This window comes from Paraburkholderia caribensis (assembly GCF_002902945.1).
In the GTDB taxonomy this organism is placed as follows: domain Bacteria; phylum Pseudomonadota; class Gammaproteobacteria; order Burkholderiales; family Burkholderiaceae; genus Paraburkholderia; species Paraburkholderia caribensis.
In genome coordinates this window covers 174,848-187,124 of record NZ_CP026103.1, presented here as the reverse complement: position 1 = coordinate 187,124, position 12,277 = coordinate 174,848, and the positions used below count along the sequence as shown (strand labels likewise).

The following is a 12,277-nucleotide window of genomic DNA, read 5'->3' as shown; positions in this document are numbered from 1 at the left end:
AGATCCATTACGACAGAGGTTTGGACTGACGCGCGGGCATCGTCAGCACCAGCAGCGCGCCGATAACTAGCGCAACCGCGATCGCGATCATGCCGGGAAGCAACTTGCCACCGCTCAGATCGGAGAGCCAGCCGACCATGAACGGGCTCACGAATCCCGCGAGATTTCCAGTGCAATTGATGACCGCGATTGCAGCGGCCGCACCCGCGCCGCCCATCATTGCAGTAGGAATGCCCCAGAACACTGGCGCGATCGAGTTGATGCCGATAGCCGCAACCACCAACGCGACGAGAGACAGTCCGACATTCGATGCGAACAGCACCGATGCCAGCAGCCCGAGCGCGCCGATCGTGCAGCACACGGCAACATGACGACGGCGCTCCCCGCGACGGTCTGCATGCCGTGCGATCAGCACCATCGCAACGGCGCTGATGAGCGAGGGCACTGCCGACAGCCAGCCGATGTTCGCAATGCTCGCGACCCCGCTCGCCTTGATAATGGTCGGCACCCAGAATGCGAGGCCGTAATTGCCCATCGCGATACAGAAGTACGTGAGGCCGAGCAACCAGACCCGGCCACTTGCGAATGCGCCCCGCACCGAGTGTTCGACGCGCGTCGCAGCATCGCGGCGCAAATCGGCGGTAAGGCGTGTCTTTTCTTCGGCGCTGAGCCATTTGACGGAGTCGATGCGGTCATAAAGCAGGAAGAACGCCGCGATGCCGACCACGAGCGAACCGAGACCTTCGACGACGAACAGCCACTTCCAGCCCGCTACGCCATAAACACCGGCAAAGTGCGACATCACCCAACCCGACAATGGACCGCCGATCGCCCCCGACACAGGAATGGCCGTCATGAAGAGCGCGATGATCTGCGAGCGCCGGGCGGACGGAAACCAGTTCGACAGATACAGCACGATTCCGGGGAAGAAGCCCGCTTCGGCGACGCCGAGCAGAAAACGCAGCATGTAAAACGAGGTCGCGTCCTGTGCAAACATGGTTGCGCACGACACGATGGCCCACGTGACCATGATTCGCGCGATCCATCGGCGAGCGCCGACGCGGTCGAGAATCAGGTTACTCGGCACCTCGAAGATGAAATACCCGAGAAAAAAGATGCCCGCGCCGATCCCATAGACGGTTTCGGAGAGATGCAGATCGGAGAGCATCTGCAACTTCGCGAAGCTGACGTTCACGCGGTCGATGTACGCGACGACGAACGCGAGAAACAGGAACGGCAGAATGCGGCGCGTGAGCTTGCGGTAGAGCGCAGCGTTCGCCTCGTTCGTTTCGTCAGCATCGTCGCGCCGGCCGCCCAGGCTATCGGGCGCCACATGGCCCGGGGGCTCGCCGTATGAAGTCATGCTCATGATGTCGTCTCCAGTCGTGTCGTTTTGTTATGCTTTCTGCCGATGCGATGACGGATGTTTCGGCATAGACGTAAGCGTAGCCGGGCTCGTCGACCAGTCGCAAATCACTCTTTCGGCGCGGCACATAACCGTTTGGTTATACCGGATCAGGGAAAACACGAATGTCTGCCACCAGTGACTCGATCGAACGTTTCTTTCGCAGCGGCCTGAAGCTGTCACAGCTGCGCATACTCGTGAGCCTCGCCGACCTCGGACAGGTCACGCGTGTCGCAAGCGCGTTCCACGTCACGCAACCGGCGATCTCGAAGCAGATTGCCGAAATCGAAAGCGCGCTTGGCGTGCAGGTCGTCAATCGCACCGGGAATTCAGTCGAACTCTCGGTCATCGGCGAAGTGATCGTTGCGTGCGGACGCGAAGTGCTGCGTCACATCGACCTCGCTCGTCGCGATGTCAGCGCCCTTGCGTCGGGCACGGGCGGCCATGTGCGGCTTGGCGCAGTTGCGACGATTCCCGAACCGCTGATTGCGAATTCTGTGCAACTGTTTCTGCGGCGCGCGCCCAGCGCATCGCTGTCGTTTGTCGAAGGCACCCTCGACAGGCTCATCAAGCTGCTCGACGATGGCGACCTCGACATCGCGCTCGGCCGCAACCGCGTAACGAGCACGCAAACCCCACTGGCGCAGGAAACGCTGTATCGGGAGCCGTTTGTCTTCATCGCCGGCACGTCGCATCCGTTGGGCGCGCCGGAGCGCGAAATCGACTGGAACGATCTCGACGCATGCCGGTGGATCACGCCGCTTCATGGGTCGCCTGCCTACGCTACCTTGATCGAAGCATTGAGCGAGCACGGTGTCGCGCCAGCAGCTGGCAGCGTCGAATCGAGTTCGCTCGCGTTGAATCTCACGCTGCTACAAGGCGGCGAGTTCGTTTCGATACTTCCGCTATCGGTTGCACGGCAACACACACTACGCGGCACCATGCGCGTGCTGCCGCTGGCACCGCTCGAACCGCTGGGGGAAGTCGTCGCGTATTGGCGCGCAGACGTGACGGCACCTGCTGCGCAGCTCTTTGCGGAATGCCTGAAGGAAGTGTCGGGCGAATTGCTCGGCGACTGAGGAGCGGACTCTATCGTGGCACGCCCTTATTGGCTAGCCGTCAGAAGTGTCCGGTAACGCTCAATGAAACCCGCACTGGCCGAGATGAAATGCGTCATGTCTTCCTCTGTTAAAGGCAGGCTCAGTGTCATGTAACCGCGTCGCGCCACGTACACGCCGCTCTCGATCAGATGGAAGAAGAACAGATCTTTGATCCTGTGCTCCAGGCCGGCAAGATCATCGACGGAACAGATTGCCTTGTCAGTGGGCTGAAGGTTCATCAATGAACCCAGTCCGATAAATCGCATTGGCAGACCAGACGCCGTGAACTGCTGGTTCAAGGCATCGCGAAACCGGTCACCCCGTTTATTGAGTTCCACCGCGGCCTCCGGCGTGTACAACTCGCGAAGTCCGGCGACGCCCGCCGACATTGTCAGTACGTTGTTGTTGAATGTGCCGGCGTGTGCCAACGCGCCGTGCTGGCGTGGATCGAACTGCGCCATGATGTCCTCACGCCCGCCGAAAGCGCCGAACGACATTCCTCCGCCGATGTATTTCCCGAGCGATGTCAAGTCGGCCTCGATGCCGAGCCGCTCCTGCATTCCACCGGGTGCCAGCCGTGAAGTCATCACCTCGTCAAAAGCGAGTAACGCGCCGAATCGCGTGCACAGGTCGCGCAATGCGCGCAAAAATTCCGGTTGCCCAACGATACATCCCGACGCACCCTGCATTGGCTCGACAAGAATCGTGGCGATATCGCTACCATGCTTGTCGAACAACGCCTCGACGCTGGCGACGTCATTGTATTTGGCAAGCAGGAATTCATGCGGGACGTTGACCGGGTTGTGACCGGAACCGAAGGAAAGCACCCCGCCGTGATATCCACCGTTAAACACGACAATCTTCGACCTTTTTGTGTAGGCCTTGGCTGCGGCCAGCAATAGCAGATTCGCCTCTGTTCCTGAATTGGTGAAGCGCACGCGTTCGACTGTCGGGAAGCGGTCGCAAACAGCTCCCGCCAATTCAGTCTCGATCAGATTGTGCCCGCTGAGATTGATCCCGCTATCGAGTGCAGTATCGATCGCGCGACGGATGACGGGGTTTGAATGGCCATAAACGCCGGCGCTGAACTCTGCAATGAAGTCTCGATACTCGTGTCCATCCGCATCCCAGAGTCTTGCTGCCTGGCCTCGTGCCATGGCGAGCGGGAATGGCGGGTAATAGAGCACTGAGCGCGTGTTACCGCCAGGCATGGCTGCCGTCGCCTTCGCAAATTGCGCCGCGCTTTCTGGATTTGCGCTTGCATATCTTTCTGCCGCTTTGTCTAGCGCTTCAGAGAGTGCTGCCGCATGCGACCGTCTATCGGATTTCGTCATGTCAATGTGTTCGGTGTTCAGGTGAATCGTGATCTAGCCTGTCTCGGAGAACCGCGCCATCTCTCTCCACGCCAGCCCCTCTTCAACATTTCCGCGAGCCTTGTACTCGCACCCAATCCAGCCCCCATAGCCGCGCAGTTCAGCTTCGTCGAGCACCTCCATGATATCCACGTCGCCAGCACGCGGCTCACCTCGATCCGGTACAGCCGCAATCTGGATATGACCGATCCTCGACCAGTTTCTTTTCAGCACGTCTCGAACTCTGCGGTGATGCATGCCGACGTGATACGTATCGAATTGAATCTTCAACCAGGGATGCCCGACATCGTCCAGCAAACGCGCGAGTTGATCGACCTCATGATAGAAATACGCCGGATGAAGGGCGCGGTTCAAGGGTTCAAACAGTAATCTGACGTTATTCGAAATCGCGAGATCGGCAGCTAATGCGACATTGGATTTGAACGTTTCGAGGCACGCGGTGCGCCAATACCCAAACGTGTTACCCGCCATGATATGCAAGGCTTGCGCACCGGCCACCTGACAGTAGTTCAGCGCCATGTGCAGGCTTTCAGCAAATTCGTCTTCGCGACCCGGAATGGCTGCGATGCCGAGTTCTCCCCTGGCAATATCTCCGGGCGGTGAGTTGATCCCTAGCAGTGTCAGGTCGAATTTCTGAATCGCGTCGCGAACTTCACCTGGCGGGACCGCGTAGGGAAAGTGCATTTCCACTGCGCGAAAGCCTGCGCGCGCCGCCGCTTCAATGCGTTCCAAAAGCGGCAGATGCGACCACAGCGTTCCGACGTTAGCTGAATATCGTCTCATATGAATCTGGCGATCAGGCTTGCCTCGCGGCCATCAGCGCGCGCCTCACCGCAGCAATGGTCTGGTCCACATCGTCATCCGATATGGCCGTCGAGCCGACGAACATGTTGCGAAGAACATGCAGCCCTTCCACGGCCATCAGCTTCGGCATGCTCGCGGAGAGCGCCGAAACCTCCGGCGTCTGCTGCGCATAGAGATCGCGATAATCGACGGGGATGCTTTCCGTGAATAGCATGTTCGTCATCGAACCTCGATTGACGACATGCCCCTGCGTCCTGGTATCGGCGAGTGCGCGCCTCAACCCATCCGCCAGCCGCTGACCCTGTGCCGCCAGCATGTCGAACGCGTCCGGTGTCATCAGCGACATGGCCACGAATCCGGCAGCCATGGACATCGGGTTGCCTGTAAATGTGCCGGAATGCTTCACCTTAGGCTCGCCTTCATCGACCGAGAAAACGGACATCACTTCACGCTTACCGCCGACCGCTCCGACGGGTAGTCCACCTCCAATCATTTTGCCCATCGTCGTGAGATCGGGTGTGACGCCAACGATGCCCTGCGTGCCGCGAAAGCCGGTACGCAGCGACCACACTTCGTCGAAGATCAGAACCATGCCGAGCTTTTCTGTCGTTTCGCGCAGCGCGACGAGAAACTCGCGATCTGCGTACACGGCAGTTCCCAAGGACAGGCCGCTCGGATCGATAATGACCGTGCCGATCTCCGAGGCGTTGCGTGCCAGGATTTCCCGCATGGTCGCAATGTCATTCAGCGGAAACAACACAAGCTCATTCAGCAACGAGCTTGGCGTGCCGGTGTTGTGTGCAAGGACTGCCGGGCGTTCGCGGTCACCCCATTGATTGGCTGACGGCATGTAACTGGCCTCGAGCAGATCATATTGACCGTGGTAGCCGCCTTCGAGCTTGGCTACTTTCGATCTGCCGGAGAACGCTCGCGCGGCCTTGATCGCGATGAGATTAGCTTCTGTCCCGGAGTTCATGAACCGAACCTGCTCGACCGAGGGAATTCGCTCGACAAGCAACTCGGCCAGGTGCACTTCCCATTCGGCGGGCATCGTGGCGGACAACAGGCGCGCGGCCTGCCTGGAGATGATTTCGACAACTTCGCGCTTGTTGTGACCGTGAATCAGCGAGGCGAAGTTGTTGACCCAGTCGATACGCGTCCGACCGTCCGCATCCGTTATATAGGGCCCGTCAGCACTGACGGCATAAAAAGGATGAGGTTTCGTGACGAGCATGTTTCGGGTGTAGCCCGAAGGCATCACGGCTCGGGCGCGCTCGAAAAGTCGTGCGGAGCTGTCTTTGCTGATTGCGTCGATATCAAGGTTCATTTCTTGTCCGTAGAATCTTTTCCTGCGCGGTAAGCGTCAAGATTTGGTTGCTGTAGCACAGTTCGCCCGCGTGCCGCACCTTCCATCGCCTCGTTAGAAGCGGAACGCACAAGAACCCTGCCCCGGTGCGCTTTGATTGCGTTCGCCGCGAAGCTTCGGTAACGGCTGTACTGGCCTGCGTCAGTAATCCGAATCAAGGCGACAACATAATCTTTTAGCAATTCTCGCCTCCCCTTGTGCGCGCTGGATCGACGGGCTTCTCCAGATGAAACTCTCCGGACCCGCGCTCCAGCCCGGCAAGAATAGGCGACCAGAAAGATCATTGACAAATCACTTTTTAGGTCACTACATTACCCCTAGGTAATGTGACCAGAGACAAAAGATGTTGACTCCCATAGAGCGGTTTTTCTCTAGCGGCCTCCGACTGTCGCATCTGCGACTGCTAGTTGCGCTGGCGGACCTCAAGCAGGTCACGAAGGTAGCGGCCGCCTTCAATGTCACGCAGCCAGCCGTGTCCAAACAGATTGGAGAGATCGAACAGGCACTGGGCGCTGCCGTGACTGAGCGCGTCGGTAAGGCTGTATTTCTTACGGATGTCGGGACAGTTCTCGCGCGACGAGGTCGGGAGATCCTCCGGCAGGTCGGACTTGCCCAGCGGGACGTTGCTTCGCTGGTCACGGGCACGGCGGGGCATGTGAATCTCGGCTCGGTAACGGCGGTGCCGCCCTCGTTTATTTCACAGTCGATGGTGAGCTTTCTCACTCGCGCACCGGCAGCCTCCGTTCGATTCATCGAGGCCCCGCTGGACAAACTGCTCGAAATGCTACGCACGGGCGAAGCCGATCTCGTACTTGCGCGAGCAAGAGCGAAAGACGACCCCGACCTGATGACGGAGTCGCTATATAGTGAGCCCATTGTCTTCGTCGCAGGTCCCGGTCATGCGCTTTCCAGAGAGCGACTCGTCACCCTGAAGGACCTCACGGAATTTACCTGGCTCGTCCCACAACAAGGCAGCCCGTCCCACATCGCGCTCGCCCGGTTGATGGAAGAAGAAGGCCTCGATATCCACGACGCGGTTGTAGAGTCCAGTTGCATCGCGCTGAATATCGAGTTGATGATGCGCGCACCTTTTATCGGGTTACTGCCGTTGTCCTACGCAACCGAATATGCAGCGAGAGGCCGCATATCGTTGATCAATTTCCCGTCTCTCACGAAACTCAGTGAAGTGGTGCTATACCGCAGAGTAGATCTCAATAGCCCGGCGCCGCTTCTGCTGGCGCAGTGCATGCGCGAGGAGGCAGCCGCTAGCGTCACACAGGGCGACTCCAGCATCAACTGAGTGCAGTACTTTCAACCTGGTCATATTACCCCCGCGTTATACGAGCATCCAAAAGAGTCAATTGTCATGGTCTTTTTGCACCCATAGCCTTTGTTCCACTCTCCTCGACGTGATTTGCAGGAGAACTTCAACAGGCTGATTGCTATTGGGAGCGGGAGAATGACCAGTCATATCAAAACAGGCTTCGCGGTAATGGCGCTGTCGTTCGCATGCTGCATGTCGTACGCGGCTGATGACATCAAGATCGTGAAAATCGGCAGCGCAGCGCCGACCACCGGCGCAATTGCAAACCTCGGAAAGGAAAACGAGAACGGAGCCCGGTTGGCAGTGGAAGACATCAACCGTCACGGTCTTGTCGTCGCTGGGCAAAAGATAAAGCTGGAACTTGTCGCCGTGGATGATCAGGCCGATCCGCGCCAGGGGACTCAGGTCGCGCAACGCCTGGTCGATGACGGCGTGGTGGCAGTCGTCGGGCACCTGAACTCCGGCGTTTCAATTGCAGCATCGCGCATCTACCACGACGCCCAGGTGCTGCAAATTTCACCGGACTCAACCAATCCGCAGTTCACGCAGCAAGGTTTCAACACGACTTATCGTCTCGTCGCGACAGATGCACAACAGTCGCCCGTGCTCGCGCACTACGCTTTGCAAACCTTGAAAGCGAAGAAAGTTGCTATCGTCGACGACAGCACAGCATACGGTCAGGGGCTCGCCGATCAGTTTTCAGAAGCAATCAAGGGCGGCGGCGCACAAGTCGTCGCACGAGAAGCGACCAACGACAAGGCCATCGACTTCAAGGGGCTCATTACCAAAATAAAGGGGCAATCTCCGGATGTCATCTTCTATGGTGGAATGGATGCGACGGCCGGACCATTTATCAAACAGGCAGCACAATTGGGACTCAAGGCGAAGGTGCTCGGCGGCGATGGCACCTGCTCAGATGAAGTCGCGTCGCTGGCCGGCCCAGCCGTCGACAATCTGGTTTGCAGTATTGCCGGACTCCCGCTATCCCGGATGAAGGCGGGTCCGACATTCGAAAAAGAGTATGAAAAGCGGTTCGGAACTACTGTCCAGATCTATGCGCCGTATGCCTACGACTCAGTCATGGTCATCGTCGATGCCATGAAACGCAGTGGTAGCACTGATCGCGCGAAAGTTCTGGCAACGGCTCGCTCGACCGATTATCAAGGCCTGATTGGCGGCATTCAGTTCGACGGCAAGGGTGATGTGAAGAACCCAAGGCTGACGCTATACGGTTACAAGGACGGGAAGAAGATCCTTCTCACCACGATGACGCCTTGAGCATCAAACGTTCTGATGGCGCCCACCCATTGTCGTTTTGCGGAACGGACTTCATGTGCGCATGAGGTCTGTACTTCTTGCCCGCGTGCGGCATCACCTTCGTGCTGCTGTTCGTGCTCGATGGAGCCTGGACTTACACCGACGCGCTCGCCGATCTTGCACAAGGGCATGCGGGCGGCACCTGCTCGCGCGCCCCGCTGTTCGGTGCACTGCAGTTGGGCGCGACGTCAGCCCCAGTCACCCGCGCGATGCGCGGCGCACAAGCACGGGCGACGCGCGTGACGGCATTGCAACGGGCGCGCTGCCTGAGCGGAGGTGCACTGATGGGCTGGGCAAGCCTGATGATTCCTGGCGGCAACGACTCGCTCGCGCCTTCTATCTGTCCCGCGTTCCGACGCTCGGCCGCAAGCTGCGGATCTTTGTCGAATGGAGCTGGAGCATGTTCTTCCCGACCGACATCACCCACTTGCGCTTTACGCGCTCGAGCGAAGCCGAAGATATCAATGGACATGTGCCGCGCAGCGGCATGCCATCAGATAACAAGGGGCGAACGAATGCATTCGTTCGCGCTGTGCCCGTGACATCCGACGCGACGCCACACGTCGGCGCTAACATCCGAAACCATCCTTCCCGGTGAAATCAGGGGGCGTGTCTCCTCGAGATCGCCATGAAGCGTGAAAAGATCACCACCTCGCCGTCGATGCCGTCCGCGTCCGCGTCCGCGTCACCATCCTATCCTCGCGGGCCATCCAGATTCATCGACGGGGAATATCTCACCATCACCAATCGCGTCCAGAGTCGATCTGGCCGCATACGGTCAACGCTCGCGGCCTGGCGCTTACCGCGCCAGCCGCGCCTGAAGAAACTCGATGAAGCGTTGTGTCTTTGCGGGTAGCAGACGGGTTTCGGTAATCGCGTAGATCGGCGTCGCCGAACCGTGCCAGCTGGGCAAGACCGGCCGCAAGAGCCCGCTCGCCAGATCATCGGCGACGACTTGTTGCGGAAGCAAAACGATCCCCATATCGAGGCTTGCCAGACGACGGATCATGCCGACACTGTTGAGCGCGATCCGCCCGCGTACCGGAACCGTTGCCGTACGTTTTCCGTCGTGCAATGTCCATGTGCCCGCCTTCAGGATAGCCAGGCATTCGTGCCACTCCAGATCCGCAGGCTTGCCGGGCTCGCCCGCTCGCTCCAGATAACGGGGAGACGCATACAGGTACGGCGTCAGCGAAGCCAGCGTGCGCGAGATCAGTTGCGAACTCCCGGATTCGCCAATGCGGATCGCCACGTCATAGGGTTCGCTGACCAGATCGACCCGCCGCGGGGTGAGATCGAAATCGAAGCTGATGCCGGGATACATGTCGGCGAACTCGACGATCAACGGCGCGAGGTAAGTCACGGCGAAGTCCACCGGCAACGACACCCGAAGCGTCCCACTGGGCTGCGCAAGCATGTCCCCCAGTTGTTCATGCGCAAGGCGCGCCTCGTCGACGATGCGTTTGCACCGTTCGAAGTAAAGCTGCCCGGCCTCGGTCAGTTCGATCTTGCGCGTCGTGCGGTGCAGCAGCCGAAGCCCGATGCTCTTCTCCAGCGCGCTGATCCGGCGGGACAACGTCGAGTTCGGTATCCCTACCGCTTCAGCCGCGTGGCGGAAGCCGTTGGCCTTCACCACTTCCACGAACAAAGCCATGTCGTTCAGGTAATCATCCATCCACATTGCTCCATGAATGGATCAATGATATCCGAAAGACTATCTTTATCTTCGGTGTGCAGCAGAGGATGATCGAACCACTGCCCGTTCAACCTGATCCGAGGATTCCGTCGTGAGCAAACTGTTCGATTCCATCCGTGTTGGCCGTTACACCCTGCAAAATCGCCTGGTCATGGCGCCGATGACCCGTTCGCGTGCCCAGTACGACGGCACGCCTGGCGACCTCGCCGCCCGCTATTACGCGCAGCGCGCCGGGGTCGGCCTGATCGTCTCGGAAGGCACGCAGCCTTCGGACGACGGCCAGGGCTACCTGACGACACCGGGCATCTACACCGACGCACATGTAGCAGGCTGGAAGAAGATCACGAGCGCGGTGCATGACAAAGGCGGCCGTATATTCATTCAGCTGATGCACGCGGGCCGCATGTCGCATCCGGATAACACGCCGCACCACCGCCCCGCTGTCGCACCGTCGGCCATCGCGCCGGGCGTAGGCATGTTCACGACCGGCGGCATGCAGGACATCCCCGTGCCGCGCGCACTGTCGAGCGACGAAGTGCGCCGGACAGTCGCGGATTTCGCCTTCGCGGCTCGCCGCGCCGTCGAGTCGGGCGCCGACGGCGTCGAGATCCATGGCGCCAACGCCTACCTGATCCAGCAGTTCTTCGCGCCAAGCGCCAATACGCGCACCGACGAATACGGCGGCTCGATCGAGAATCGCGCGCGCTTTGCCATCGAGGTTGCCACGGCCATCGCCGGTGAAATCGGCGCCGACCGGACGGCCATCCGCCTGTCGCCGGGCACGGCGATGGGGGGTATCGACGAGGGAGCGGAACTGCACGCGTTATACCGCTACCTTGTCGCTGAACTCGACAAGCTGGGCCTCGCGTATCTGCATATCATGCATCTGGGCGACGAGCCATTGCTGGCAGAGATTCGTAAGCTTTGGACAGGCACGCTGATCCTGAACCGTCCGGGACGTCCGCGAGAACAAGTGGGTGCCGACGCGGCATCGGGTACCGCCGATCTGGAAGCCTATGGTGCGATGGTGCTGGCGAACCCCGATTTCGTCGAGCGGCTCAAGACCAATGCGCCGATGAACGAGCCGCAGCGTGAAGGCTTTTTTGGGGGCACGGAGAAGTTCTATACCGACTACCCAACGCTCGCGCTATCCGCGACAGAGTGAGGTCGCCATGAGCGCCTTTTCGACACGAACTGCAGCGCCTCGCAGTTGTTTATCGTCATCGGATGCAAAACCCGTGACGCGGCGTGCGTCGTGGCACTGATAGTCCACGTGTGAGTGAATCAGACCTGCGGCCGTTCAAGCTGGTGTCCGAGCGCACGTCCTAAAAAATGGATGACCCGCTTTGCCAGCGAACAACGAAGCAGGGTCGAACCATCACAAGCATCTGCATATCTACTTGATGCGAGGGAATCTGTACTCTTCAAAAAATGACCCTGTTCCCATTGGAAGATTGAATATCAGCGCGTGGTAGGCAACGCGCATCTCGCGCCGGAATATCAGGTCTCCGTTGCCGTCGATTCGAACCATATCCTCAGTCGTCACATGATTTGGCCCATAGTCGGAACGCGTGCTCTCCTGGTACTTTCTGTATAGCGCGCCACCCTTGCATATGACTTCAGTCTTTGGCGGTTCCTCGGCGCTGTACTCCCCGATCTCCGAGTCTCCATAAAACGCGGCAATCACGTAGCTGTTGCTCCCCGATTTCGTTACCCTGACGTAATCTGGCGGGACAATGATGCCGTGTCCGTCGACTTTGTAGCGCGACACCATCAGCTTCCTGGCCTCCAGGTCAGCGGGCGGAAACACAAAATCCAGCGTCAGTCGTGAACCGATCTGCTGAGTCGGATCGCCGCGCACCATTCTTCCCGCTCCCGCGTATCTCCCGCTC

The 12,277-nt window shown here is 59.2% G+C and carries 12 protein-coding genes and 1 pseudogene; 6 read left to right on the top strand and 7 right to left on the bottom strand.

The window, feature by feature from the left end:
• Nucleotides 1-7: 7 nt before the first annotated feature.
• Entirely contained in the window at nt 8-1,369 is a 1,362-nt protein-coding gene (locus C2L66_RS30365; protein ID WP_082670538.1) for an MFS transporter, read from the bottom strand.
• A 161-nt stretch (nt 1,370-1,530) separates the two neighbouring features.
• Here C2L66_RS30365 and C2L66_RS30360 point away from each other — a divergent pair, with 161 nt between their 5' ends.
• Nucleotides 1,531-2,484 carry a LysR family transcriptional regulator gene (locus C2L66_RS30360; protein ID WP_060609842.1) on the top strand — a complete coding sequence of 318 codons (954 nt, stop codon included), beginning with the start codon at nt 1,531-1,533 and terminating at the stop codon, nt 2,482-2,484.
• A 26-nt stretch (nt 2,485-2,510) separates the two neighbouring features.
• Here C2L66_RS30360 and C2L66_RS30355 read toward each other — a convergent pair whose 3' ends face one another.
• The 4 genes from C2L66_RS30355 to C2L66_RS42425 are packed head-to-tail and all read right to left on the bottom strand — an operon-like array spanning nt 2,511 to nt 6,332.
• The gene (locus C2L66_RS30355; RefSeq protein WP_060609833.1) at nt 2,511-3,839 is read right to left on the bottom strand and encodes an aspartate aminotransferase family protein; all 1,329 of its coding nucleotides are present in this window, start codon (nt 3,837-3,839) and stop codon (nt 2,511-2,513) included.
• Nucleotides 3,840-3,872: 33 nt separating this feature from the next.
• Nucleotides 3,873-4,661 (bottom strand): hydroxypyruvate isomerase family protein, encoded by a 789-nt coding sequence (locus C2L66_RS30350; protein WP_063786980.1) that lies wholly within the window; start codon nt 4,659-4,661, stop codon nt 3,873-3,875.
• A 13-nt stretch (nt 4,662-4,674) separates the two neighbouring features.
• The gene (locus C2L66_RS30345; protein ID WP_060609830.1) at nt 4,675-6,009 is read right to left on the bottom strand and encodes an aspartate aminotransferase family protein; all 1,335 of its coding nucleotides are present in this window, start codon (nt 6,007-6,009) and stop codon (nt 4,675-4,677) included.
• Nucleotides 6,006-6,332: a DUF1330 domain-containing protein gene (locus tag C2L66_RS42425; RefSeq protein WP_082670537.1), complete on the bottom strand. Its 327-nt coding sequence runs from the start codon at nt 6,330-6,332 to the stop codon at nt 6,006-6,008. The genes C2L66_RS30345 and C2L66_RS42425 overlap by 4 nt, the downstream gene beginning before the upstream one ends.
• A 59-nt stretch (nt 6,333-6,391) precedes the next feature.
• Between C2L66_RS42425 and C2L66_RS41900 the strand changes: the two are divergent.
• From C2L66_RS41900 to C2L66_RS41380, 4 genes and pseudogenes are all read left to right on the top strand, one after another.
• Nucleotides 6,392-6,550, top strand: a pseudogene (locus tag C2L66_RS41900) (helix-turn-helix domain-containing protein); the annotation flags it as partial.
• A 153-nt stretch (nt 6,551-6,703) separates the two neighbouring features.
• The gene (locus C2L66_RS30335; RefSeq protein ID WP_233445112.1) at nt 6,704-7,348 is read left to right on the top strand and encodes a LysR substrate-binding domain-containing protein; all 645 of its coding nucleotides are present in this window, start codon (nt 6,704-6,706) and stop codon (nt 7,346-7,348) included.
• Between the two features lie 192 nt (nt 7,349-7,540).
• The gene (locus tag C2L66_RS30330) at nt 7,541-8,650 is read left to right on the top strand and encodes a branched-chain amino acid ABC transporter substrate-binding protein (RefSeq protein ID WP_233445111.1); all 1,110 of its coding nucleotides are present in this window, start codon (nt 7,541-7,543) and stop codon (nt 8,648-8,650) included.
• Nucleotides 8,651-9,089: 439 nt separating this feature from the next.
• Complete coding sequence (locus tag C2L66_RS41380) at nt 9,090-9,287, top strand: hypothetical protein (RefSeq protein WP_167352382.1); 198 nt, start codon at nt 9,090-9,092, stop codon at nt 9,285-9,287.
• A 201-nt stretch (nt 9,288-9,488) separates the two neighbouring features.
• On the opposite strand, the gene C2L66_RS30320 is transcribed toward C2L66_RS41380, so the two are convergent.
• The gene (locus C2L66_RS30320) at nt 9,489-10,364 is read right to left on the bottom strand and encodes a LysR family transcriptional regulator (protein ID WP_060609822.1); all 876 of its coding nucleotides are present in this window, start codon (nt 10,362-10,364) and stop codon (nt 9,489-9,491) included.
• 112 nt (nt 10,365-10,476) lie between these two features.
• On the opposite strand from C2L66_RS30320, the gene C2L66_RS30315 reads away from it, so the two are divergent.
• Nucleotides 10,477-11,550, top strand: coding sequence for an alkene reductase (locus C2L66_RS30315; RefSeq protein ID WP_054931525.1), 1,074 nt, complete (start codon nt 10,477-10,479; stop codon nt 11,548-11,550).
• Nucleotides 11,551-11,781: 231 nt separating this feature from the next.
• Here the strand turns inward: C2L66_RS30315 and C2L66_RS30310 are convergent, their stop codons facing one another.
• A complete protein-coding gene (locus C2L66_RS30310) occupies nt 11,782-12,249 on the bottom strand; it encodes a hypothetical protein (protein ID WP_233445080.1) in 468 nt (155 codons plus the stop codon).
• Between the last annotated feature and the right edge of the window lie 28 nt (nt 12,250-12,277).